Annotated in this window: 20 protein-coding genes and 1 tRNA gene; 20 read left to right on the top strand and 1 reads right to left on the bottom strand. The window is 37.9% G+C overall.

The genetic code is table 11. From position 1 onward, the window contains the following. Positions 1-70: 70 nt before the first annotated feature. From HPOKI112_RS02435 to HPOKI112_RS08315, 7 genes are read left to right on the top strand one after another with little or no spacing between them, the layout of a single operon-like run. Positions 71-1,807 carry a M3 family oligoendopeptidase gene (locus HPOKI112_RS02435; RefSeq protein ID WP_025276764.1) on the top strand — a complete coding sequence of 579 codons (1,737 nt, stop codon included), beginning with the start codon at positions 71-73 and terminating at the stop codon, positions 1,805-1,807. Continuing rightward, a complete protein-coding gene (locus tag HPOKI112_RS02430) occupies positions 1,792-2,280 on the top strand; it encodes a hypothetical protein (protein ID WP_025276763.1) in 489 nt (162 codons plus the stop codon). The genes HPOKI112_RS02435 and HPOKI112_RS02430 overlap by 16 nt, the downstream gene beginning before the upstream one ends. An 11-nt stretch (positions 2,281-2,291) precedes the next feature. Further along, positions 2,292-3,779, top strand: coding sequence for a DUF5644 domain-containing protein (locus HPOKI112_RS02425; protein ID WP_025309694.1), 1,488 nt, complete (start codon positions 2,292-2,294; stop codon positions 3,777-3,779). Between the two features lies 1 nt (position 3,780). After that, positions 3,781-4,095, top strand: a complete 315-nt coding sequence (locus HPOKI112_RS02420; protein WP_024117443.1) for a hypothetical protein — start codon at positions 3,781-3,783, stop codon at positions 4,093-4,095. A 9-nt stretch (positions 4,096-4,104) separates the two neighbouring features. After that, the gene (locus HPOKI112_RS02415; RefSeq protein WP_025275768.1) at positions 4,105-4,872 is read left to right on the top strand and encodes a TerB family tellurite resistance protein; all 768 of its coding nucleotides are present in this window, start codon (positions 4,105-4,107) and stop codon (positions 4,870-4,872) included. Positions 4,873-4,896: 24 nt separating this feature from the next. Beyond that, positions 4,897-6,792, top strand: coding sequence for a motility associated factor glycosyltransferase family protein (locus tag HPOKI112_RS02410; RefSeq protein ID WP_025309693.1), 1,896 nt, complete (start codon positions 4,897-4,899; stop codon positions 6,790-6,792). Positions 6,793-6,839: 47 nt separating this feature from the next. Next, on the top strand, positions 6,840-7,469 hold the full coding sequence (locus HPOKI112_RS08315) for a restriction endonuclease subunit R (RefSeq protein ID WP_025309692.1): 630 nt from the start codon (positions 6,840-6,842) through the stop codon (positions 7,467-7,469). 45 nt (positions 7,470-7,514) lie between these two features. On the opposite strand, the gene HPOKI112_RS08555 is transcribed toward HPOKI112_RS08315, so the two are convergent. After that, positions 7,515-7,649, bottom strand: coding sequence for a hypothetical protein (locus HPOKI112_RS08555; protein WP_268744241.1), 135 nt, complete (start codon positions 7,647-7,649; stop codon positions 7,515-7,517). A gap of 55 nt (positions 7,650-7,704) precedes the next feature. Between HPOKI112_RS08555 and HPOKI112_RS02405 the strand changes: the two genes are divergently transcribed. The 13 genes from HPOKI112_RS02405 (at position 7,705) to HPOKI112_RS02345 (ending at position 23,945) form a co-directional block, all read left to right on the top strand. Next, positions 7,705-9,996, top strand: coding sequence for a DEAD/DEAH box helicase family protein (locus HPOKI112_RS02405; RefSeq protein ID WP_025309691.1), 2,292 nt, complete (start codon positions 7,705-7,707; stop codon positions 9,994-9,996). Further along, positions 9,989-11,620: an N-6 DNA methylase gene (locus HPOKI112_RS02400; RefSeq protein ID WP_025309690.1), complete on the top strand. Its 1,632-nt coding sequence runs from the start codon at positions 9,989-9,991 to the stop codon at positions 11,618-11,620. The genes HPOKI112_RS02405 and HPOKI112_RS02400 overlap by 8 nt, the downstream gene beginning before the upstream one ends. Then, entirely contained in the window at positions 11,613-12,842 is a 1,230-nt protein-coding gene (locus HPOKI112_RS02395; protein ID WP_025309689.1) for a restriction endonuclease subunit S, read from the top strand. Before HPOKI112_RS02400 ends, HPOKI112_RS02395 begins: the two co-directional genes overlap by 8 nt. 492 nt (positions 12,843-13,334) lie before the next feature. Next, positions 13,335-13,412, top strand: a tRNA-Pro gene (locus HPOKI112_RS02390). Positions 13,413-13,505: 93 nt separating this feature from the next. Beyond that, positions 13,506-15,533: an RNA degradosome polyphosphate kinase gene (locus tag HPOKI112_RS02385; protein ID WP_025309688.1), complete on the top strand. Its 2,028-nt coding sequence runs from the start codon at positions 13,506-13,508 to the stop codon at positions 15,531-15,533. 37 nt (positions 15,534-15,570) lie between these two features. Continuing rightward, positions 15,571-16,626, top strand: coding sequence for a quinone-dependent dihydroorotate dehydrogenase (locus HPOKI112_RS02380; RefSeq protein WP_025275761.1), 1,056 nt, complete (start codon positions 15,571-15,573; stop codon positions 16,624-16,626). Next, the gene (pqqE, locus tag HPOKI112_RS02375; RefSeq protein ID WP_025275760.1) at positions 16,623-17,957 is read left to right on the top strand and encodes a zinc protease PqqE; all 1,335 of its coding nucleotides are present in this window, start codon (positions 16,623-16,625) and stop codon (positions 17,955-17,957) included. Before HPOKI112_RS02380 ends, pqqE begins: the two co-directional genes overlap by 4 nt. A gap of 14 nt (positions 17,958-17,971) precedes the next feature. Then, entirely contained in the window at positions 17,972-18,874 is a 903-nt protein-coding gene (gene dapA, locus HPOKI112_RS02370) for a 4-hydroxy-tetrahydrodipicolinate synthase (RefSeq protein WP_025275759.1), read from the top strand. Continuing rightward, positions 18,871-19,659, top strand: coding sequence for an enoyl-ACP reductase (locus HPOKI112_RS02365; protein ID WP_025275758.1), 789 nt, complete (start codon positions 18,871-18,873; stop codon positions 19,657-19,659). Before dapA ends, HPOKI112_RS02365 begins: the two co-directional genes overlap by 4 nt. Before the next feature lie 9 nt (positions 19,660-19,668). Then, a complete protein-coding gene (locus tag HPOKI112_RS02360) occupies positions 19,669-20,277 on the top strand; it encodes a hypothetical protein (protein ID WP_025309687.1) in 609 nt (202 codons plus the stop codon). Beyond that, positions 20,274-20,813, top strand: coding sequence for a CDP-diacylglycerol--glycerol-3-phosphate 3-phosphatidyltransferase (pgsA, locus tag HPOKI112_RS02355; RefSeq protein ID WP_001875725.1), 540 nt, complete (start codon positions 20,274-20,276; stop codon positions 20,811-20,813). Before HPOKI112_RS02360 ends, pgsA begins: the two co-directional genes overlap by 4 nt. 214 nt (positions 20,814-21,027) lie before the next feature. Continuing rightward, entirely contained in the window at positions 21,028-22,470 is a 1,443-nt protein-coding gene (locus tag HPOKI112_RS02350) for an amino acid permease (protein ID WP_025276756.1), read from the top strand. Between the two features lie 44 nt (positions 22,471-22,514). After that, positions 22,515-23,945, top strand: a complete 1,431-nt coding sequence (locus tag HPOKI112_RS02345; RefSeq protein WP_000976635.1) for a Do family serine endopeptidase — start codon at positions 22,515-22,517, stop codon at positions 23,943-23,945. Positions 23,946-23,965: the final 20 nt, after the last annotated feature.

The raw sequence follows: 23,965 nt of genomic DNA, 5'->3' as shown, positions 1-23,965 counted from the left end.
CTTGTATTGTGAGTGTTATGTTAAAATACGAGCGTATTTTAACTCCAAATTAATATAAAAAGGGGATTTCATGAAAGAGCAAGAATGGGATTTAAGCGCTTTATTTGAAAATAAAGAAAGTGCAGAAGAATTTTTAAAAACCTTACAAACAGAAGCGCAAGAATTTGAGAGTGCTTATCAAAATAACCTTAAAAATTTAGACGCTACAAAATTTGCCAACACTCTTAAACATTACGAAAATTTGTCAGAAAAGATTTCTAGAGCGATGACTTACGCTCAATTGCTTTTTGCTAAAAATTCCAAAGAAACGAAGTTTTATTCGCAATGCGAAATGGCTTGCACGAATATCCAACAACACCTTTTATTCTTTGAAATTGAATTCAAGAATTTGGACGCTAAAAAACAACTCGCTTTCATTAAAAAATGCAAAGACCATGCTTTTTATCTAAACAATCTCATAGAAAAGAAAAAGCACACCTTAAATTTAGATGAAGAAAAGATCGCTCTAGCCCTTTCACCTGTGGGGGTGGGTGCGTTTAGCCGTCTTTTTGATGAACATTTTTCTTCTTTGAAAATCCCTTTTGAAGAGCAACATTTGAGCGAGGAAGAGATTTTAGCCCTCTTGCACAACCCCAAACGCAAGATCCGTAAAAAATCTCAAAAAGCTTTCAGTAAAGCGTTAGAAAAATCCCGCCCTTTACTCACTTACATTTTAAACATGGTTCGTAAGGATTTGCTCATTGAAACCAAACTGAGAAAATACGATAAAAAAGAGAGTTTCCGCCACATTGACAACCAGATCTCCCAAGAGAGCGTGGATAGCATGATAGAGATTGTGAACGCTAATTTTTCTTTAGTGCATCGTTACTACCATCAAAAAGCGCAAATTTTAGGGCATAAACTCAAAGATTACGATCGCTACGCCCCTTTAAGCGATGAAAATACCACCATGACTTACTCTCAAGCTTTAGAAGAAGTGCTTAACACCCTTAAAGCCTTTAGCCCAGAATTTTACAAAATCGCTTCTAAAGCGATTAAAGAAGGCTGGGTGGATTCACACCCTAAAGACTTTAAGCAAGGCGGGGCCTTTAGCCATGGCGGGGTGCCTAGCGCTCACCCTTATGTGTTGTTAAACTACACAGGAAATCGCCGAGACGCTTTCACTATCGCTCATGAATTTGGGCATATGATCCACCAAGAATTGTCCAAAAAACAAGGCATATTGAACATGGATACGCCCTTAACCACCGCAGAAACCGCTTCTGTCTTTTCTGAAATGCTGTTTTTTGAGCATTTAAAAAAAGGGTTAAAATCTGACGAGCTCCTTTTCATGCTAACCGGCAAATTAGAGGATATTTTTTCTACCCTTTTTAGGCAAGTGGTGATGACTAATTTTGAAAGAAGAATCCATGAAATTGATGAAGAATTAGACACCAAAGATTTTGATCGAATCTGGTTTGAAGAAAATCAAAGAATGTTTGAAAAGAGCGTGAAACTCACTAAAAACTACCATTTGTGGTGGAGCTATATCCCCCATTTTATCCATTCGCCTTTTTATTGCTACGCTTATAGTTACGGGCAGCTTTTAACTTTGGCGCTTTATGGGCTTTATAAAAAAAGCGACGCTAAAGAGTTTGTTAAAACTTACACGGAATTTTTGAGCTTAGGAGGGTCAAAAAGCCCTAAAGAATTAGTGTCCATGTTTGGCTTTGATATTGATAGCAAAGAATTTTGGGAAATTGGCATGCAAGAGGTGCGTCATTTGTTAGAAGAATTTGAAAGGTTGCTCGCATGCAAAGAGAATTAAGGCTTTTAAACAACAAGCATTGCGTTGAATACTTGCAATTTCTGTCCAAAAACCATTTGAGTTTCAACCTTTTGTGCGAAAGAGATGCGATTGATTTTTCCCCCAAGCTCCCTAAAGAAATTCATGAAAAATTCGGTGCGTTAGTGCTGTTTGTTTTAGCCGGATACACATTAGAAAGCTTGATGATTGACGCACAAAGCGTGCAGTTTGAAGCCGGGTTTGGCCCTAACAATATTGGCAGCGTGGTTCAAGTAAAACTTCCTGGAATCATTCAAATCCTTATCAAAGAAAAAAATGAAAATGTCGTTTTATTCAATCGTTGCGATTCGCTTGAAGTGTTCCACAAAGAAGAACCACCCCTTCAAGAGCCAAAAAAAGACGAGCGAGAGTCTAAAGAATGGCTGGATTCTAAAGAGGCTCTTTTTTCCAATTCCAAAAACCGTGCGATTTTAGAAAATTTACACAAAAGCTAAAGGACTGATTGATGAGCGTTTTGAAATTGCATGTAAGAGTCTTTCGTTTTGAAACCAACAAAGATTACAACCCTTCTTATGAGTCTTATTTTTTAGAATACCAAGAAGATCAATACCTTTTGGATCTTTTAAAACAACTCAAAGGCGTGAGCTATAATGAAAATATTGCACTTAAAATCAATCAAATTGCGGTGTTTGAAGACGCTAAAGTGAGCGATTTGGTGGCGTTTTTTTCTAAAGAGTGGGTGCTAGATCCCCTATCCAAACGATACGCTTTAAAAGACTTGGTGATTGATGAAAAGGCGGTTTTAAAAAACTATGAAGATTTTTTCAAACAAGTCCCCTACATCACTAAAGGCGAAAAAGAAGAATTAGAAAAGTTTATCCAAATCAATTTCATCAACCCTCAAACCAACCCTAAATATCTGGGCGATGGCTTTTTCTTGTATGTTAAATGGCTGATGAAGCGCTACCCCACAGAGCGGGATCGGTTGTTAGAGATGATTTCTCAACCTGAAAGCGGTGTGATGAATTTTTTAAGCGTGGCGCATTATCTCTATAAAAACGATGACAACATTGACCATGAAATCTATGAATTGCAAGAAATCCTAACCAATTCCAAAATCAAGCCATGGAAGGATTTTTCTAAAAACCTTTTAAGCCTTTTTCAATACAACTCTAACCCCCCTAAAACGCCCAACCCCCCTAAAACTTGTGCGCTCTTTAACGCTTATGCGAAGCATTTAGACGCGCAATCGCTCCTAAAAAGTGCTAAGCTTTATTTGGAAAAAATGGGGCAAAAAATCATTGATCTGCCTTTTTGTTATGATGGGGGCTATTATGGGAAGATTATAAGCACGCATGATTTCCTCACGGTCTCTGCGTATAATCTGGCTCTAGCCAAAGCCAATGGCGTTTCGCTCATTTTTTGCGAAGAAGACGCGTATTTGAATATCTTGCATGCTAAAGAAGTTTTAGACAATAACCCTGAAATCATCAACTCCGTCAATGAAAAATTGAAAAAATACCAGCTTGTTTATGAAAAAGGCGTTGAGATCGTCTATCTTAATGAATGGGTTAATGAATTTTTGGCATGGGAATTGAAAAGCCCTTTTGACGCATTTTTAGGGGCTGAATTTTCTCGCATTAAACGAAGCGATCATTTTTTCAATAAAATCCGTTTAAAAGCCCCCCATTTTTTAGAATCTTTTCAAAATTACGCCCCCCTTTTAGAAGTCAATGAAACAAGTGGCTTACTCCAGTGCGCGCATTTACGCTATTTGGGGATTGATTTGGGGGCGGATTTTTTAATCGTGCATTCTTTAGGGCTTTTTCACGCTTTTGAAAATTTAAGCTTAAAAGCTTCAAAAGTTTATAAAAGAGATAATGACAACACCCCCACTTTATTTTTACCTCAAATCGCGCTAATGGCTATGGGGGAAAAAAACACGCAAGCTTTAGGGCTTGATACGCATTATCATAAGGTTACTTTCATTTAAGATGAACGCTTTTTTAAAACTCGCGCTCGCTTCTTTGATGGGAGGGCTTTGGTATGCTTTCAATGGCGAAGGCTCTGAGATTATCGCTATAGGGATTTTTTTATTGATCTTGTTTGTTTTTTTCATCCGCCCTGTGAGTTTCCAAGACCCAGAAAAACGAGAAGAATACATAGAACGGCTTAAAAAAAACCATGAGAGGAAAATGATCTTACAAGACAAGCAAAAAGAAGAGCAAATGCGTCTTTATCAAGCCAAAAAAGAGCGAGAGAGCAGGCAAAAACAAGATCTTAAAGAACAAATGAAAAAATACTCATAAAGGAAAAAAATGGAAATCATTTTATTAATTGTTGCGGCGGTTGTGTTGTTTTATTTTTACAACACCCTCAAAGAATATTTGAAAAACCCCCTAAACCCTAAAACCAAAACCGAAGAATACGACTTGAAAAATGACCCCTATTTGTTAGCGCAATCTAGCCCCCTAGACAAATTCAAGCAAACCCAAATAGGAGCGTATATGCGTCTTTTAAAGTTTTTAGACATTCAAAAAAACGCTTTGGATAACGCTTTAAGGACGCTTTTTATCCATGAATTAGAGCAGTCCTTAAACAGCGAACAGCAAAATTTAGCCAAAGAGCTTCTCAATGAGCCTGTGGATCAAAAAGAAAGTTTTGAATCCTTATGCCAAGAAATCGCCGATCACACGCATGGGGAATACACCAAACGCCTGAAATTAGTGGAATTTCTTATGTTATTGGCCTATGCTGATGGGATACTAGATAGCAAAGAAAAAGAATTGTTTTTAGATGTGGGGGCGTTTTTGCAGATAGACAATCAAGATTTTAACGAGCTTTATGACAATTTTGAACGCTTCAATGCAATAGAAATCCCTATGTCTTTAGAAGAAGCAAAAAGTCTTTTTGAAATCCAAACTCACACCACCAAGCAAGATTTAGAAAAAAAAGCCCTGGATTTAAGCATCCCCTACTACCATAAAATGAATGACAACAAACGCTACAGCGAACAAGATTTTATCTCGTTGAAAAAAATCGCCCTCGCTTCCCAACTCTTAGAAAAAGATTTAAAAGACTCATAAGGGTGTGATGAAAAAGGCTATTGAATGCCCTTTTTAAAAGCCCTAGAATCTTTTGATGCACCCTTTTTAGAAAAAGAAATTTCAAAGCGTTTTAGGGATAATTTAGTTTTTTTCAAATCTTATAATCCCAATCTGTTTAACGCCCTCAATACGCCTTTTAAAAATTACCAATTGCTTTTTGAAAAAAACCACTTCAACCTCTTGCACACGCCTACAAACGCTTTAAGCTACCCTGAAAATCAAATGATAGAAACCGCTTTCAACATGGCTTCTAACCCCTTGAATAATCCCAGGTGGTCATTAGACAATAACCACCTCTCTTTACATTATTTAAAAACTCAAAATAACCACCAACTCCCCCTAACCCTTAAAGCCACGCATGCGATTTCAAACTTTTTAGATAATCATCAAACGCCTTGCTCTTTAAAGAAATTCTTACCCCCTACCATGATTTATGGCGTTTTAGACGGCTTGTTTTTGGCTATTTTACAGGCTCAAAATTACCGCTTCCATTCGCTTTATTTGTTTGAAGAAAATTTAGATTTGTTTAAAATCAGTTGTTATTTTGTGCGTTATGAAGATTTGATTACAAAAGGGGCTAAACTCTTTATTCAAGGGTTTTTTAACCCTAATGAATTGAAAATGGATTTTTTGAAACGCCCTGTTACGCATTCTTTTTTAAAATTAGAAATCATGCCCTATAAAAGCGCTTTTAATATGCGCATGCGAGAAAACATTCAAAGCTATTACAAACAAGCCTTAAGGGGTTGGGGGAGTTTTGAAGATGAATTGCTAGGGCTAAAGAACACGCTCAAAAATTTACCCTTATACAAAACTCTAAAGATTAAACCTAAAAAGATCAACGCCCCTATTTGCGTGGTGGGTAATGGGCCAAGCCTGGATTTATTGCTAGATTTTTTAAAAGAAAATGAAGATAATTTCATTATTTTTTCATGCGGAACCGCTTTAAAGCCTTTAAAAACGCATGGCATTAAAGTGGATTTTCAAATAGAAGTGGAGCGCATAGACTATCTTAAGGAAGTTTTAGAAAAAGCCCCCCTAGAAGACACCCCCTTAATGGGGGCTAACATGCTCAATCCTAACGCTTTTAATTTAGCCAAAGAAGCGTTCATGTTTATGCGTGGGGGGAGCGCTTGCGCGTATATAAGCCCTTTAAATATAGAATACGCAGCGCCTTTTGTGGGCAATGCAGGGGTGGCTTTAGCGGGTTTGATGAGCGATGAAATTTATTTGTGCGCTTTAGATTGTGCTTATATCAAAGGGTTTAAAAAGCACGCTCAAAATTCCTATTATGAAAATGAAAAAGAAATTGACACTTCGTCTTTAATCAGCGTAGAGGGTAATGTTGAAGGTTATGAAACTTTTAGCGACTCGCTTTTTTTGCTCTCTAAAGAAAGGATTGAAGAAGCCCTTCATCATTACCAGCCTAAAAAAGTCTATAATTTAAGCTATGGGGCAAAAATCAAGCATGCCGTTAGCCTTAATCACTCTCAAGTGAAATTGAAACAAATCAACAAACAAGACGCTATCGCTCGCATTAAAAGCATGTTTAGCCCTAAAAATAATCATGCTAAGGATTTAAACAATTTACAAAAAAATCTGATGAGTTTTAAAGAGGATTTTTTCATGCGTTTAAACACGCCTTGTAAAACCAAGCAAGAAATATTTGAATGGGTGGATAGCTTGAGTGGGTTTTGCCAAACAGCCAGCGCCAAAACCCCCACCATAGGCATTTTATTTGAAGGGAGTGTCGCTCATATCTTACAAAGCGTTTTAATCGTTTCATTGCATCTTAAAGAAAATGAGCTGACAAATTTTATCAACCACTCTCAAAACACCTTAAAACAATTCCTTAAAAAAGCTTGTTTGTTATTGCAAATGCAGCTCAAACAACCATGATTTTTGTTTTTACACTATAATAACAACCTTAAATCAAAGGGGTGTGCATGCCATACAATGAAATCACAAGGGTTCAAGTCCCTGCCTTAATGCATTTAGCCAAGTTGAGCTATAACTTTATTTCTCAAAAAAATAAGCCTAACCTAGACACCGCCACCAATATCTTAATAGATAGTTTCACTCAATCCTTTGAGCGATTAAACCCTAACCCCACTAAAAACGCAAAAGAAACGCTTGCTGAAATGAAAAAACGCTTGAATTATGATGATTTGGGCAAAAGCTTTTATGAATACTTGCTCAAAAGCGAAAATCAAATCATAGACTTTGATAACCCTAACAACAATCTTTATGAAATGATGACCGAATTACCCTACAAATCCTTTAGGCCTGACATCACTCTTTTTATCAATGGCTTGCCTTTGGTGATTATAGAAGTTAAGCAGCCTTTAGCCGGACAAGGCATTAGAGAGGAAAAAGATCGCCATATCAAACGCTATGAAAACCCCGAAAACAAAGTTTTTTATAACCTTGCACAAATTTGGCTCTTTAGCGATAACTTACCCTATGATGAAAACAACCTCGATCAAGGCGCGTTTTATAGCGCTTCTTATTCGCCTATTTTCCAACGCTTTGTTGAAGCCAATAAGCTAGATATTACCCCCCCCCCCCGAAAATGATCAAAGTCATCAAAACCATCAAAACCATCGATCGCTTGAAGAAATTCAAAAAAGAATCTTAAACGAATTTAACCTCAAAAGCACCGACTGCCCAAAAAGCCCTGAAGACACCCCCACAAACGCCCTTTTAACTTCGTTTTGCTCCCCAAAAAGGCTTTGCTTTATCCTAAAATACGGCATCAGTTTCTTAAAAGAAAAATCAGAGTTTAAAAAACACATTTGGCGTTATGCGCAGATGTTTGCGAGCTTGAATGTTTTAAAAGAATTGCAAAAGCATTATGGAACCAACCCAAACCCCAAAGATCCCCTAAAAGGCATCATTTGGCACACGCAAGGTAGCGGTAAAACCGCCTTAACCTATCATTTAACCAAACTCATAAGAGACTTTTTTAGCCCGCTAGGGAAAAAGACTAAATTTTATTTTATTGTGGATAGGTTGGATTTATTAGAGCAAGCCAAAAACGAGTTTTTAAAAAGAGGCCTTTGTGCGCATGAGGCAGAAAATAAAGAGGATTTGAGCCAAAAATTAAAAAGCTCTAGCGTGTTTGAAAACCCTCAAGGGAATGATGAAATCATCGTTGTGAATATCCAAAAATTCAAAGCCCCCAATGAAGAAAAAGCCCCCAACGAAGACCCCTCTAATAGCGCTCCTAAAGAAATTGTTTCTAAAACAGAATTACAAGAAGCGACAAAAGATAGCCACGATTTACAAAGGGTGTTTATCATAGATGAAGCCCACAGGAGCTATGATCCTAAAGGTTGCTTTTACGCCAATTTGATAGAATGCGACAAGACAGCCATCAAAATCGCCCTCACAGGCACGCCCCTATTAGAAGACAACGCTCAAGATAAAGCCACTAAAAAAACTTTTGGCAACTACTTGCACACCTATTCTTATGCAGAATCCATTAAAGACAGACACACCCTAAAACTCCAATTAGAAAGCATTGAAACGAGCTACAAAGAAAAACTACAAGAAATCTATCGCCTTTTACAAGAAAGCATCATTATTGAAGACATAGAAGTTAAAAAAGAAACGATTTTTAACGATGAAAAATACATTAACGCCATGCTCTTTTATATCATTAGAGATTTATTGGATTTCAGACAACTAAATGACAACAACGAACAATTAAAGGCTATGGTGGTTTGTTTTTCAAGCAATCAAGCCAGATTAGCTAATTTGCTTTTTAATGAAGTCCAAGAAGAAGTCTTACAAGAAAACCCCAACCTAAGGATTTTAAACAAACTCAAATCCAGCCTGATTTTGCATGACGAACAAGAAGTCAAAGAAAAGATTTATTCTTTTAAACATGAAGATACGGATATAGTCTTTGTGTTTAACATGCTTTTGACCGGCTTTGATTTACCCAGTCTCAAGCGCCTTTATATCCACAGAGAGTTAAAAGATCACAATTTACTCCAAGCCCTAGCCAGAGTGAATCGCTCCTATAACAACATGTCTTTTGGCTATCTTATAGATTTTGTAGGGATTCAAGAAAATTTTGACAAAACGACTGATGATTACTTGAAAGAATTAAACCGATTCAATCAAAGCGGTGCCAATAGCGATTCTAATATCAAAGACATCTTTGCGGATCGTAAGACTTTAGAAAAAGACATTAAAAACGCCTATGATGATCTTTTTAATTACCCCATTGACAATATAGAGGGCATGACTAGCACCATTGTCAGTATCAGCGAAATTAACGAGTTACAAAAAGTTTCACGCGCCATTAACACGCTCAAAGAGCGCTACAATTTAATCCGCACTTCTAATGATGAAAAAATCCTTTCATTAAAAGAAAAAATTGATATTGAAAAGATCCATAAAATCTCTTCAATGCTTCATCAAAAAGCCAAACACCTCCATGCGTTAAAAAATATCAATGAGCCTAAAAACCCAAACGATTTAATCATTTTAGAAGACCTCATCGCTCTTTTAGACTTTAAAATAGAGTTTAAAGAACGCAAAGAATTACGCTTTAAAGAACAAGAAGAGATTACCACCAAACAAAAGCAAGCTAAAGAGATTTTAGAAAAAATCCCGGATCAACAAGATAAAGAAATCCAAAAGTTTTACAAAGACTTTTCAAAACTACTCCAAACGCCCGTAACAAGCCAGAATTTTGAAGAAATTTCTCATTCCTATGATGCGATCATTTCACAACTCAAACAACACAAAGAACAAACCACCCACTTATTGAATAAATACGATAATGATTTATCTTATGCGATCACGCATCAGCACCTTCATAAGCGCCTTATGGAACAAAACATTTCTAACCCAACGGGAATTTTCACGCTTTTAAGCGCGCTAAAAAGCGCTATTGATGCGCGTATTTTTAAGCGTCAAGAAATCTTAAACGAAGAGTATTACCTAAAAAATGCCATAAAAGCAGAATTAAAGGACGCTTTCAAAAAAAACCCCTCCTTAAAAGATTTAGAAAAAGAAAAAGAACTTATCATTCAAACCCTTTTTAACGAACTCACACAAAACCACCATCAAGAAAATCCACATGCCTAATAACACTTTATTGCAAATCAAACAAGACACCCTAAGCCTCATTGATGATTTAAAAGTCATTTGCACGAGTTTTGGTTTAGGGAACGACGGCAACGAATACAAGATCATCACGCAATGCTTTTTGTATAAATTCTTATGCGATAAGTTTGAATTCCTTTTTGAACAAAAATTCCCCAACCAAACGATACAAGATTACAAAGACTTTAACAAGGAAGAAAAAGAAGATTTCTTTATTACCTTAATTGATAAAAGACTCCCCAAACTCGCCTATGATGATCTTTTAAGCTATCTTTTTGAAAAACATTTTAACGATAACGATTTACACCTAAAGCTAGACGCTATTTTTAATCGTATTTCTAGCAATAATGCCGAGCTTTTCAACACCACAAGCACGGATAAAACCACTATCGCCCTATTTGAAAGCATCTCACAATACATTAATGAAGAGTCTAAAAGGGCTAATTTCACCAAAGCTTTACTAGACAAGCTCAAAAATTTTGATTTCAAACAAGCTTTTTTAAACTTACAAAACCAACAAGGCTATGATTTTTTCGCCCCCATTTTTGAATACTTACTCAAAGATTACAATAACGCCGGCGGAGGCAAATACGCCGAATACTACACCCCTTTAAGCATCGCTAGCATCATTGCTAAGCTTTTAGTTAATGAGCCAACTCAAAGCGTCAAAATCTATGACCCAAGCGCTGGCACAGGAACGCTTTTAATGGCATTAGCCCACCAAATAGGCACGGATTCTTGCACCCTTTATGCCCAAGACATTTCGCAAAAATCCTTAAGAATGCTCAAACTCAACTTGATTTTAAACGACTTGACCCACTCTTTAAAAAACGCCATTGAGGGAAACACTTTAACCAACCCCTACCATTCTAAAGAATGTAAAGGGAAAATGGATTACATCGTGAGTAACCCCCCTTTCAAGCTAGATTTTTCCAACGAGCATGCCGAGATTTCGCAAAACAAAAACGATTTTTTCTTAGGCGTGCCTAATATCCCTAAAAACGATAAAAGCAAAATGCCCATTTACACGCTCTTTTTCCAGCATTGCTTGAACATGCTTATCGATAAAGGTAAGGGGGCTATCGTCGTGCCAACCGGATTCATTAGCGCTAAAAGCGGGGTAGAAAATAAGATTGTCAGGCATTTAGTGGATGAAAAGCTCGTTTATGGGGTGGTTTGCATGCCCAGTCAAGTTTTTGCCAACACCGGCACTAACGTGAGCATCATCTTTTTTCAAAAAACGCCAAGCGAAGATGAAGTAATTTTGATTGACGCTTCCAAACTCGGCGAAGAATACACCGAAAACAAAAACAAAAAAATGCGCTTAAGAACAAGCGATATTGATTTGATTTTAGAAACTTTTCAAAATAAAACCCCAAAAGCGGATTTTTGCGCTTTGGTTTCTTTTGATGAAATCACAGGAAAAAACTATTCTCTAAACCCCGGGCAGTATTTCACTATAGAGGACACAAGCGAGAAAATCAGCCAAGCGGAGTTTGAAAATTTAATGCAACAATATTCAAGCGAACTGACAAGCCTTTTTGATGAAAGCCAGAGCTTGCAACAAGAAATTTTAGAAACTTTAAAAGGGGTTAGGTTTGAGTGAGTGGCAAACATTTTGTTTAAAAGATTTAGTAAAAATATTTGGAGGCTCTACCCCATCTACCAATAACCCCAAAAATTATGGAAACAAAATTCGTTGGATAACAGCTAAAGATTTATCCACTTTACAAGGGCGTTACATTAAAAAAGGCAGCCGCAGCATTTCACGCTTAGGATTTAAATCATGCTCTACTTTCTTATTACCCAAACATGCTATTTTATTTTCCGTAAGAGCTCCCATAGGTTATACCGCTATTATTTCTAAAAGAAGTTGCACAGATAGAGGACTTATGGGGCTAGTCCCTAATAAAAAAATTTATTTTGAATTTTTATACTACTTACTCAAATACCATAAGGATAATATCTCTAACATGGGAGTTGGCACTACTTTTAAGGGTATTTCAAAGCCAGCGTTAGGTCTGTTTAAAGTTAAGATACCCCCTACTTATTACGAACAACAAAAAATAGCCCGCACGCTTTCTGTTTTAGATCAAAAAATAGAAAACAACCATAAAATCAATGAGCTTTTACACAAAATCCTAGAACTTCTTTATGAGCAATACTTCGTTCGTTTTGATTTTTTAGATGAAAACAACAAACCCTATCAAACTAGCGGCGGGAAAATGAAATTCTCTAAAGAATTAAACCGCCTTATCCCCAACGATTTTGAAGTTAAAACGCTAGGGGAGTTAATAACTTGGATTTCCGGAAGTCAGCCACCCAAAAGTTGTCATATATACGAGCATAAGGAGGGTTACATTCGTTTCATACAAAACAGAGATTATAGCTCTAATGATTATATTACATATATTCCTATATCAAAAAATAACAAGATTTGTTATCAATATGATATTATGATAGACAAATACGGAGAGGCCGGAGCCGTGCGTTTTGGACTTCAAGGGGCTTATAATGTTGCCTTAAGTAAAATTAGCGTATTAAATCAATCCATGCAGGAATATATACGCAGTTATCTAAATTCAAAACCTATAAAAAAATATCTTTCTAATGCTTGCATGGCATCTACAAGATCATCACTAAATGAAAATCATATTTATTCTTTAATGCTCCCCATACCACCTATTAATCTATTACAAAAATACGAAAAAATCGCAAAAAATATCATAACAGCTATTATTAAAAACATGCAATCAACCCAAACCCTAACCGTGCTCAGAGATTTCCTACTCCCCCTACTCTTAAAACAACAAGTCAAACCCCAATGAAAAATTTTAGAACAAAACTTTTTTAAGGGGTAGAGATAAAAACCCTTTAGTTACAAGAAAGAGAAGTTTTGTCATCAAAAGAAATTTTTTAAAGAAAAAGGAGTTTCAAAAAATTAAAAGTTTGAGTCAAATCCGCTAGTAAGATTTGACCCTAGCGCTCTTGCACCAGAGCCAAAATTTTAGTATAATGGCGTTGCGGTTACCATTAAAACTATGATTACTAATCTCATGTTAGGTTATCTCCTTTCGAGATAACTACCCACTGTTACCCCCAACCCTAACATACTCCAAATACCGCAACCAAAGAGAAAACCAAGAGATTACTACTCGCGTCCGTTTATTATAGAAACAATCAACCCAAAAAACGCTAAAAAAAATTTTAAGCGATCTTTTAGGGTTAAATGAAGTTTTATTCAAAAAATTAAGTTTTACAAAAAAGAGTTTTTAAACAACAACTAAGCAAACTCGCGCTACAATCTCCCTCTTTGATTGCGGAGTATGGCGCAGCCTGATTAGCGCGCACCCTTGGGGTGGGTGAGGTCGTGGGTTTGAATCCCGCTACTCCGACCATGACTTTTTAAAAAAGCTTCAATCATTATCATTTCATTATATAATCACACCAAACAAACTGATTTTTAAACATGATGATTTAAAGGATTTTTATTGAATCATTTCTTTAACCGAGAGCTTTCATGGTTAGCTTTTAACACAAGGGTTTTAAACGAAGCCAAAGATGAGAGCTTGCCTTTATTAGAGCGCTTGAAATTTTTAGCCATTTATGACACGAATTTAGACGAATTTTACATGATAAGAGTGGCCGGGCTTAAACAACTCTATGAGCATAAAATCGCCTCTAAAGGCATTGATGGTGCAAGCCCTGAAGAACAATTAGAAAAAATCAAGCATTATTTAGCGCATGAAATTGAAGAAAGGGAGTTGGAATTCCAAAAAATCCAAGCCCTACTCTTTAAAAAAGGGCTTTGTATCACCCCCTATAATGAATTGAATTTAGAGCAAAAAGCGAAGGCTAAAACCTATTTTAAAGAGCAACTTTATGCGTTAGTCTTGCCTTTTAAGTTGGATTCTTCGCACACTTTCCCGCCTTTAGCGAATTTGACTTTCGCGCTTTTTGCCCGCATTAAAGACAAAGAAACCCAAATTACCTCCTATGCACTCATCAAACTCCCCTCTTTTATCTTCCGTTTTGTAGAGCTAGAAAAAGGCTTGTTTGTGCTGGCTGAAGAAATCGTAGAAGCGCATTTAGAAGAATTGTTTTTAGAGCATGAGATTTTAGATTGCATGGCGTTTAGGGTAACTTGCGATGCGGATATTGCCATCACTGAAGACGAAGCGCATGATTATGCGGATTTGATGAGTAAGAGTTTGAGGAAACGCAATCAAGGCGAAATCGTGCGCTTGCAAACCCAAAAAGGGAGTCAAGAGCTTTTAAAAACCCTTTTAGCGTCTTTAAGGAGTTTTCAAACCCACTCTTATAAAAAGCACAAGCTCACCGGCATGCATGTCTATAAAAGCGCGATCATGCTCAATTTAGGGGATTTGTGGGAATTAGTCAATCATAGCGATTTTAAAGCGTTTAAATCGCCCAATTTCACGCCCAAAATCCACCCTCATTTCAATGAAAACGATCTTTTCAAATCCATAGAAAAACAAGATCTGTTGCTGTTTCACCCGTATGAAAGTTTTGAGCCTGTAATCGATTTAATAGAGCAAGCCGCTAGCGATCCCGCCACCCTTTCTATCAAAATGACGCTTTATCGTGTGGGCAAGCATTCCCCCATTGTCAAAGCCTTAATTGAAGCGGCGAGTAAGATTCAAGTGAGCGTTTTAGTGGAATTAAAAGCGCGCTTTGATGAAGAGAGCAATTTGCATTGGGCAAAAGCTTTAGAAAGGGCGGGCGCGTTAGTCGTTTATGGCGTTTTCAAACTCAAAGTGCATGCCAAAATGCTAGTGATCACTAAAAAAACAGACAACCAATTACGCCATTTCACCCATTTAAGCACGGGCAATTACAACCCTTTGAGCGCTAAAATCTATACCGATGTGAGTTTTTTTAGCGCTAAAAATGAAATCGCTAACGACATTATCAAGCTTTTCCATTCCTTGCTCACTAGCAGTGCGACTAATAGCGCCCTAGAAACGCTTTTTATGGCGCCCAAACAGATCAAACCTAAAATCATTGCACTCATTCAAAATGAAATGAATCATAAGCAAGAAGGCCATATCATTTTAAAAGCCAACGCCCTAGTGGATAGAGAAATCATTGAATGGCTCTATCAAGCCTCTCAAAAAGGGGTTAAAATTGATCTCATTATTAGAGGGATTTGCTGTTTAAAGCCCCAAGTCAAGGGATTAAGCGAAAATATCAGGGTGTATTCTATTGTGGGGAAATATTTAGAACATGCGCGCATTTATTATTTTAAACATGAGAATATCTATTTTTCTAGCGCGGATTTAATGCCCAGAAATTTAGAAAGGCGCGTGGAATTGCTCATTCCCGCCACAAACCCCAAGATCGCTCATAAATTGTTGCATATTTTAGAAATCCAATTGAAAGACACCTTAAAACGCTACGAGTTGAATTCTAAAGGCCGTTACACTAAAGTTTCAAACCCTAACGATCCTTTAAATTCGCAGGATTATTTTGAAAAACAAGCCCTTAAAACCTTTTAAGGGTTATCCGTTCAAATCATAAAAGATAAGGATTTAAATGCTTTATTCGTTATTAAAAAAATATCTTTTTAGCCTAGACGCTGAAGACGCGCATGAAAAAGTTTGCAAGATTTTAAGAATGCTTTCTAGATCGCCCTTTTTGTGTAGTTTAATCCATTCTCAATGGGGTTATCAAAACCCAAAGCTTGAAAATGAAATTTTAGGCTTGCATTTCCCTAACCCTTTAGGATTAGCCGCCGGTTTTGATAAAAACGCTTCCATGCTTAGGGCGTTAACCGCTTTTGGGTTTGGCTATTTAGAAGCAGGCACTCTCACCAATGAAGCGCAAGTGGGAAATGAAAGACCAAGGCTTTTCAGGCACATTGAAGAAGAGTCCTTACAAAATGCGATGGGGTTTAATAATCATGGAGCCATTTTAGCAGCGAGATCGTTCAATCGCTTCGCCCCTTATAAAACCCCTATTGGCATCAATTTAGGCAAAAACAAACACATAGAGCAAGCGCATGCCCTAGAAGATTACAAAGCGGTTTTAAATAAATGTTTAAACATTGGCGATTATTACACCTTCAACCTTTCTTCGCCCAACACCCCTAATTTAAGGGATTTACAAAACAAAGCGTTTGTGAATGAGCTTTTTTGCATGGCGAAAGAAATGACCCATAAGCCTTTATTTTTAAAAATCGCCCCGGATTTAGAAACAGACGGCATGCTAGAAATTGTCAATAGCGCTATTGAAGCAGGAGCGCATGGGATTATTGCGACTAACACCACGATTGATAAAAGCCTGGTGTTCGCTCCTAAAGAAATGGGGGGCTTGAGCGGGAAATGCTTGACTAAAAAAAGCCGTGAAATCTTTAAAGAATTGGCTAAAGCTTTTTTTAACAAGACTATTCTTGTTTCTGTGGGGGGGATTAGCGGTGCCAAAGATGCTTATGAAAGGATTAAAATGGGAGCGAGTCTGTTACAAATTTATAGCGCTTTTATTTACAATGGGCCAAATTTATGCCAAAATATTCTTAAAGATTTGGTAAAATTACTCCAAAAAGATGGATTTTTGAGCGTCAAAGAGGCTATAGGAGCGGATTTAAGATGAGATATTTTTCTGTTAAAAGACTTTTGAGGCTTAGTTCTGTCTTGTTAGTCACTTTAGGAGCGAGCATGCACGCACAATCTTACTTACCCAAACATGAGAGTATTACCTTAAAGAATGGGTTGCAAGTCGTAAGCGTCCCCCTAGAAAATAAAACCGGGGTTATAGAAGTGGATGTGCTTTATAAAGTCGGCTCTAGAAACGAAACCATGGGCAAGAGCGGGATCGCTCACATGTTAGAGCATTTGAATTTTAAAAGCACTAAAAACCTTAAAGCCGGCGAATTTGATAAAATCGTTAAGCGTTTTGGGGGCGTGAGTAACGCTTCTACGAGCTTTGATATTACACGCTACTTCATTAAAACCAGTCAGGCTAACTTGGATAAATCTTTAGAATTGTTCGCTGAAACCATGGGTTCTTTGAACTTAAAAGAAGATGAGTTTTTGCCTGAGCGTCAAGTGGTCGCTGAAGAAAGGCGATGGCGCACCGATAATTCCCCTATCGGCATGCTTTATTTCCGCTTTTTTAACACCGCTTATGTCTATCACCCTTACCATTGGACGCCCATCGGTTTTATGGACGATATTCAAAACTGGACTTTAAAAGACATTAAAAAATTCCATTCGCTCTACTATCAGCCTAAAAACGCTATTATCTTGGTGGTAGGCGATGTCAATTCCCAAAAGGTTTTTGAATTGAGTAAAAAACATTTTGAATCCTTAAAAAACCTTGATGGAAAAACTATCCCCACCCCCTACATGAAAGAGCCTAAGCAAGATGGAGCCAGAACGGCAGTCGTGCATAAAGATGGGGTTCATTTAGAATGGGTGGCCCTTGGGTATAAAGTGCCTGCTTTCAAGCATAAAGATCAAGTCGCTTTAGACGCACTAAGCAAGCTTTTAGGCGAAGGTAAAAGCTCGTGGTTGCAAAGCGAATTGGTGGATAAAAAACGCCTAGCCTCTCAAGCTTTCTCGCACAACATGCAATTACAAGATGAAAGCGTGTTTTTATTCATTGCGGGGGGTAATCCTAATGTCAAAGCCGAAGCTTTACAAAAAGAAATCGTAGCACTTTTAGAAAAGCTTAAAAAAGGCGAAATCACTCAAGCTGAATTAGACAAGCTCAAAATCAATCAAAAAGCCGACTTCATTTCCAATTTAGAAAGTTCTAGCGATGTTGCGGGGCTTTTTGCGGACTATTTAGTGCAAAACGATATTCAAGGCTTGACGGATTATCAGCAACAATTTTTGGATTTAAAAGTGAGCGATTTGGTGCGTGTGGCCAATGAATATTTTAAAGACACCCAATCAACCACCGTGTTTTTGAAACCTTAAAAGAGCCTTATCACATGCAATTCCATTCATCTAGTGCGTTAATTACGCCTTTTAAAAAAGATTTGAGCGTTGATGAGGCCGCTTATGAAGCCTTGATCAAGCGCCAAATTTTTCAGGGCATGGACGCATGCGTGCCTGTTGGCACGACAGGAGAATCCGCCACGCTCACCCACAAAGAGCACATGCGTTGCATTGAAATCGCCATAGAGACTTGCAAAAACACTAAAACGCCCTCAAATTCGCGCATGAAAGTGTTAGCCGGCGTGGGCAGTAACGCCACAAGCGAGTCCCTTTCTTTAGCAAAGTTCGCTCAAAAAATCGGCGCGGATGCGATTTTATGCGTAAGCCCTTATTATAACCGCCCCACCCAACAAGGCTTGTTTGAGCATTATAAAACGATCGCTCAATCGGTGGAAATCCCTGTCATGCTTTATGATGTGCCAAGTAGAACAGGCGTGTCTATTGAAGTTTTAACCGCTCTCAAACTTTTTAGAGAAATCCCTAACATTAAAGCCATTAAAGAAGCGTCTGGCTCTTTGAAAAGGGTAACAGAATTGCATTATTATGAAAAAGATTTTAAAATTTTTAGCGGGGAAGATTCACTCAACCACTCTATCATGTTTTCAGGGGGGTGTGGCGTGGTTTCAGTGACCGGTAATTTAATGCCTAATCTGATTTCACAAATGGTCAATTGCACGCTCAAACAAAAATACCAACAAGCCCTAGAAATCCAAAATAAGCTTTTTCATTTACACCAAGCCCTTTTTGTAGAAACGAATCCCATCCCTATTAAAATGGCTATGCATTTAGCCGGCTTGATTGAAAACCCAAGCTACAGACTGCCTTTAGTGGCCCCAAGCAAAGAAACGATTCAACTTTTAGAAAAAACTTTACAACAATATGAGGTAATTGCATGAATGGTTCCAATCACATGAAAAATAAAACCCTAGTGATCAGCGGTGCGACGAGAGGGATTGGCAAGGCGATATTGTATCGATTCGCTCAAAGCGGCGTGAATATCGCTTTCACTTACAATAAAAATGTTGAAGAAGCCAACAAAATCATAGAAGATGTGGAGCAAAAATATTCCATTAAAGCCAAAGCCTACCCTCTTAATGTTTTAGAGCCTGAGCAATACACAGAGCTTTTTAAACAAATTGACGCTGATTTTGACAGAGTGGATTTTTTTATTTCTAACGCTATTATTTATGGGCGCCCTGTTGTGGGGGGATTTGCACCGTTTATGCGATTAAAACCTAAGGGGTTAAACAACATTTACACAGCCACCGTGTTAGCGTTTGTGGTAGGGGCTCAAGAAGCGGCAAAACGCATGCAAAAAATAGGCGGCGGGGCGATCGTGAGCTTAAGCTCTACCGGGAATTTGGTCTATATGCCTAATTACGCTGGGCATGGCAATTCTAAAAACGCCGTAGAAACCATGGTCAAATACGCTGCTGTGGATTTAGGCGAATTTAATATTAGAGTGAATGCGGTTAGCGGCGGGCCTATTGATACGGACGCTTTGAAAGCCTTCCCTGATTATGTGGAGATTAAAGAAAAAGTAGAAGAGCAATCGCCCCTAAAACGCATGGGCAATCCTAACGATCTAGCCGGAGCGGCTTATTTTTTATGCGATGAAACCCAAAGCGGTTGGCTTACAGGGCAAACGATCGTTGTAGATGGCGGGACCACTTTTAAATAAAGATTTTTTTTGAAAAACATTATCCACATCCACCAAAACAAAGAGTTGCAATTCATTAAAAAATGCTTGTTGGGCTATTTTTTCGCCCCTTTGTGTGGGGCTGTTTTGTTAGTGCTTTTTATTGTTTCAAGCGGGGCGAAATCGTTTCACATTTCTAACCTCTTCAGTCATCAACTAGCTTATATCGTGTTATTGTCTCTTTTTTTGTGCACGCTTGGGTTTATTGCCGGAGCGATTGGTTTTTACAGGCTTTCTAAAATCACGCGCCATCTGAGTTTTTTTGAAAATTTCGCTTTCAGTTTTTTAGCGGTGATTTTATGCGCTCTTTTAAGCTATCTTGTCCCTAACGCCAGTAACGCTCTTTCGCTAATCGGTAATGGTGTTTCTATTTTTTATTTGCACAAACTCTATAGAGAATTGAGCCTTTACACGCAAGAAAGGTTTTTTTTAAGCGGGTTTAGGTTATTGCTTTTTAGTTTCATGCTGGCTCTTTTAGGGGTTTTAGCACAAGCGTTGATTATATTCTTTTTAACGATTGCTGTGATTTTGATGTGTGTGGCGCTTGGCTTTTTAGGGCGCGCGTTTTTGAATTTTTCACAAGTCTTTTTGAAAGCATGAAAGTTTTAAAACTCCTGCCTAATTTTTTAACGATTTTACGCATCGTCTTATCCTTGTTTTTATTATTTTTATTGTTAAACACCCATACTTATTTTAGTTTTTTAACCCCCTTTCACATTAACATGATCTCTTCATTGGTTTTTTTATTTGCTGCGCTCACGGATTTATTGGACGGCTACATCGCTAGAAGCTATAAAGCCAAATCGCGCTTTGGGGAAATCTTTGACCCTTTAGCGGATAAAATCCTTATTTTGAGCGCGTTTTTAGGGTTAGTCCATTTGGATCGTGTGAATGCGTGGATCCCGTTTGTGATTTTAGGGCGCGAATTTTTTATTTCAGGGCTTAGGGTTTTAGCTGCTAATGAAAAAAAGGATATTCCTGTCAATGCGTTAGGCAAGTATAAAACCGTTTCTCAAGTCGTGGCGATTGGCGCTTTATTAGCCAATTTAACTTACTCTTATGTGCTTGTGGCTATAGCGGTTTTTTTAACTCTTTATTCGGGGATAGATTACACCATTAAATATTATAAATCTTAATTTTTTAAAAGGAGTTTTTAGCGTTCTTTAAAAAATACCTTAAAACACTTAAAAAGCTATCGCTTGATCAAGCTCTTTTACTATTTAATCTTTAAAAAATGCTTTTGATCGTTTTTTTTAAATTTTATTTTCAATATTCAATTAAAAAAAATCATTTTATTTTATTTTTGTTATAATTCAAGCTATTTTTATTTTCAATCTAAGGAGGTGTCGCATGGACAATCAAAAGATAACGCATCAAAATACCACGCAAAAACAAGGCGAGCTTAAAAGAGACATGAAAATGCGCCATCTCTTAATGATTGCATTTGGGGGAGCGATTGGCACAGGGCTTTTTGTAGGCACTGGGGGTAATATTGCGAACGCTGGCCCTTTAGGGACATTGATCGCTTATGGTTTTGGAGGGCTTGTGGTTTATTGCATCATGCTCTCTTTAGGCGAATTGGCTAGCGTTTATCCCACTACGGGAAGTTTTGGGGATTATGCGGCTAAATTCATAGGCCCTGGCACGGGCTATATGGTTTTTTGGATGTATTGGCTTGGCTGGGTGATCACGGTGGCGTTAGAATACATCGCTATAGGCATGCTCATGCAACGCTGGTTTGCGGATATTCCTATCCATTATTGGGTTATTTTATGCATTGCGTTAGTTTTTTTATTGAACTTTTTTTCGGTTAAAATTTTTGCCGAGGGCGAGTTTTTCTTTAGCCTGATTAAAGTTTTAGCAGTGATCGCTTTTATAGGCATTGGCGTAATTGGGATCATTTATCAAATCTATTCGCATGGGTTTAGTTCTATTTTTAACAATTTCCATTTTGGCGATAAGGGGTTTTTCCCTAACGGGAGCACGGCGGTTTTTAGCGCGATGCTCGCTGTCATTTTTGCTTTCACTGGCACAGAGGTGATTGGGGTGGCTGTAGGAGAGACTAAAAACGCTAGCGAGGTGATGCCCAAAGCGATTAAGGCGACTTTGTGGCGGATTGTCTTTTTCTTTTTAGGCTCTGTGTTTGTCATTTCTGTTTTTTTACCCATGAATGATTCTTCTATCACGCAAAGCCCTTTTGTGAGCGTTTTAGAACGCATTAATTTGCCCTTTATTGGCATGGGTATCCCTTATGTGGCTGATATAATGAACGCTGTTATCATTACGGCGATGTTTTCTACCGCTAATTCAGGGCTTTATGGAGCGAGCCGCATGATTTATGGGCTGTCCAAACAAAAGATGTTTTTTAAGGTTTTTTCCAAACTCAACCGACAAGGCACGCCCACTTATGCGATGTTTTTTTCCCTTTCTTTTTCTCTCATAGGGCTTTTAGTCCAAATTTATGCCAAAGAAAATGTCGTGGAAGCTTTGATTAATGTGATCAGTTTCACAGTGATTATTGTGTGGGTTAGCGTGTCCGTTTCGCAATATTCTTTCCGTAAGCAATACTTAAAGGCCGGGCATTCTTTAGAGGATTTGCCTTATAAAGCCCCTTTTCTACCCTTTTTGCAACTCATAGGGATCACTGGGTGTGCCATCGGCGTGATTGGTTCGGCTATGGATAAGGATCAACGCATTGGGATGATTTTAACGATTGTTTTTGCTGTTATTTGTTACATTGGATACTATTTTACACAAAAAGCTAATGAAAATAACAAAAAAGATTTGATATAATCTTTTCTTAATTTTGAAGTTTAGCACATTTTAAGGAAGTAACCATGATGAAAAAAACCCTTTTTATCTCTTTGGCTTTAGCGTTAAGCTTGAATGCGGGCAATATCCAAATCCAAAACATGCCCAAAGTTAAAGAGCGAGTGAGTGTCCCCTCTAAAGACGATACGATCTATTCTTACCACGATTCTATTAAGGATTCGATTAAGGCGGTGGTGAATATCTCCACTGAAAAGAAGATTAAAAACAATTTTATAGGTGGCGGTGTGTTTAATGACCCCTTTTTCCAACAATTTTTTGGGGATTTGGGCGGCATGATCCCTAAAGAAAGAATGGAAAGGGCTTTAGGCAGCGGTGTCATCATTTCTAAAGATGGCTATATCGTTACGAATAACCATGTGATTGATGGCGCAGATAAGATTAAAGTTACCATTCCAGGGAGCAATAAAGAATATTCCGCTACTTTAGTAGGCACCGATTCTGAAAGCGATTTAGCGGTGATTCGCATCACTAAAGACAATCTGCCCACCATCAAATTCTCTGATTCTAACGATATTTCAGTGGGCGATTTGGTTTTTGCGATTGGTAACCCTTTTGGCGTGGGCGAAAGCGTTACGCAAGGCATTGTTTCAGCGCTCAATAAAAGCGGAATCGGAATCAACAGCTATGAGAATTTCATTCAAACAGACGCTTCCATTAATCCTGGAAATTCCGGCGGCGCTTTGATTGACAGCCGTGGAGGGTTAGTGGGGATCAATACCGCTATCATTTCTAAAACCGGGGGCAACCACGGCATTGGCTTTGCCATCCCTTCTAACATGGTTAAGGATATTGTAACCCAACTCATCAAAACCGGTAAGATTGAAAGAGGTTACTTGGGCGTGGGCTTGCAAGATTTGAGCGGCGATTTGCAAAATTCTTATGACAATAAAGAAGGAGCGGTGGTCATTAGCGTAGAAAAAGACTCTCCGGCTAAAAAAGCAGGGATTTTGGTGTGGGATTTGATCACTGAAGTCAATGGGAAAAAGGTTAAAAACACGAATGAATTAAGAAATCTAATCGGCTCTATGCTACCCAATCAAAGAGTAACCTTAAAAGTCATTAGAGACAAAAAAGAACGCACCTTCACTCTCACTCTTGCCGAAAGGAAAAACCCTAACAAAAAAGAAACCATTTCTGCTCAAAACGGTGCACAAGGCCAATTGAACGGGCTTCAAGTAGAAGATTTAACTCAAAAAACCAAAAGGTCTATGCGTTTGAGCGATGATGTTCAAGGGGTTTTAGTCTCTCAAGTGAATGAAAATTCCCCAGCAGAGCAAGCCGGCTTCAGACAAGGTAATATCATCACAAAAATTGAAGAGATTGAAGTGAAAAGCGTTGCGGATTTTAACCATGCTTTAGAAAAGTATAAAGGCAAACCCAAACGATTCTTAGTTTTAGATTTGAATCAAGGTTATAGGATCATTTTGGTGAAATGATAGGGGTGGGTCGTTAGTCG

Origin of the sequence: Helicobacter pylori oki112, from assembly GCF_000600085.1 — a bacterium.
GTDB lineage: Bacteria > Campylobacterota > Campylobacteria > Campylobacterales > Helicobacteraceae > Helicobacter > Helicobacter pylori_CY.
Note: the sequence above shows the minus strand (reverse complement) of the source record. Positions and strands in the feature narration are given on the sequence as shown.

What these genes read in the sequence shown, in the direction of transcription:
- HPOKI112_RS02410 (WP_025309693.1), top strand. Translation starts at nt 4,897, where the DNA reads ATGCCCTTTTTAAAAGCCCTAGAATCTTTTGATGCACCCTTTTTAGAA.
- HPOKI112_RS02425 (WP_025309694.1), top strand. Translation starts at nt 2,292, where the DNA reads ATGAGCGTTTTGAAATTGCATGTAAGAGTCTTTCGTTTTGAAACCAAC.
- HPOKI112_RS08315 (WP_025309692.1), top strand. Translation starts at nt 6,840, where the DNA reads ATGCCATACAATGAAATCACAAGGGTTCAAGTCCCTGCCTTAATGCAT.
- HPOKI112_RS02435 (WP_025276764.1), top strand. Translation starts at nt 71, where the DNA reads ATGAAAGAGCAAGAATGGGATTTAAGCGCTTTATTTGAAAATAAAGAA.
- HPOKI112_RS02430 (WP_025276763.1), top strand. Translation starts at nt 1,792, where the DNA reads ATGCAAAGAGAATTAAGGCTTTTAAACAACAAGCATTGCGTTGAATAC.
- HPOKI112_RS02405 (WP_025309691.1), top strand. Translation starts at nt 7,705, where the DNA reads ATGTTTGCGAGCTTGAATGTTTTAAAAGAATTGCAAAAGCATTATGGA.
- HPOKI112_RS08555 (WP_268744241.1), bottom strand. Translation starts at nt 7,649, where the DNA reads ATGCCGTATTTTAGGATAAAGCAAAGCCTTTTTGGGGAGCAAAACGAA.
- HPOKI112_RS02400 (WP_025309690.1), top strand. Translation starts at nt 9,989, where the DNA reads ATGCCTAATAACACTTTATTGCAAATCAAACAAGACACCCTAAGCCTC.
- pgsA (WP_001875725.1), top strand. Translation starts at nt 20,274, where the DNA reads ATGAAAGTTTTAAAACTCCTGCCTAATTTTTTAACGATTTTACGCATC.
- HPOKI112_RS02345 (WP_000976635.1), top strand. Translation starts at nt 22,515, where the DNA reads ATGATGAAAAAAACCCTTTTTATCTCTTTGGCTTTAGCGTTAAGCTTG.
- HPOKI112_RS02380 (WP_025275761.1), top strand. Translation starts at nt 15,571, where the DNA reads ATGCTTTATTCGTTATTAAAAAAATATCTTTTTAGCCTAGACGCTGAA.
- HPOKI112_RS02420 (WP_024117443.1), top strand. Translation starts at nt 3,781, where the DNA reads ATGAACGCTTTTTTAAAACTCGCGCTCGCTTCTTTGATGGGAGGGCTT.
- pqqE (WP_025275760.1), top strand. Translation starts at nt 16,623, where the DNA reads ATGAGATATTTTTCTGTTAAAAGACTTTTGAGGCTTAGTTCTGTCTTG.
- dapA (WP_025275759.1), top strand. Translation starts at nt 17,972, where the DNA reads ATGCAATTCCATTCATCTAGTGCGTTAATTACGCCTTTTAAAAAAGAT.
- HPOKI112_RS02365 (WP_025275758.1), top strand. Translation starts at nt 18,871, where the DNA reads ATGAATGGTTCCAATCACATGAAAAATAAAACCCTAGTGATCAGCGGT.
- HPOKI112_RS02415 (WP_025275768.1), top strand. Translation starts at nt 4,105, where the DNA reads ATGGAAATCATTTTATTAATTGTTGCGGCGGTTGTGTTGTTTTATTTT.
- HPOKI112_RS02350 (WP_025276756.1), top strand. Translation starts at nt 21,028, where the DNA reads ATGGACAATCAAAAGATAACGCATCAAAATACCACGCAAAAACAAGGC.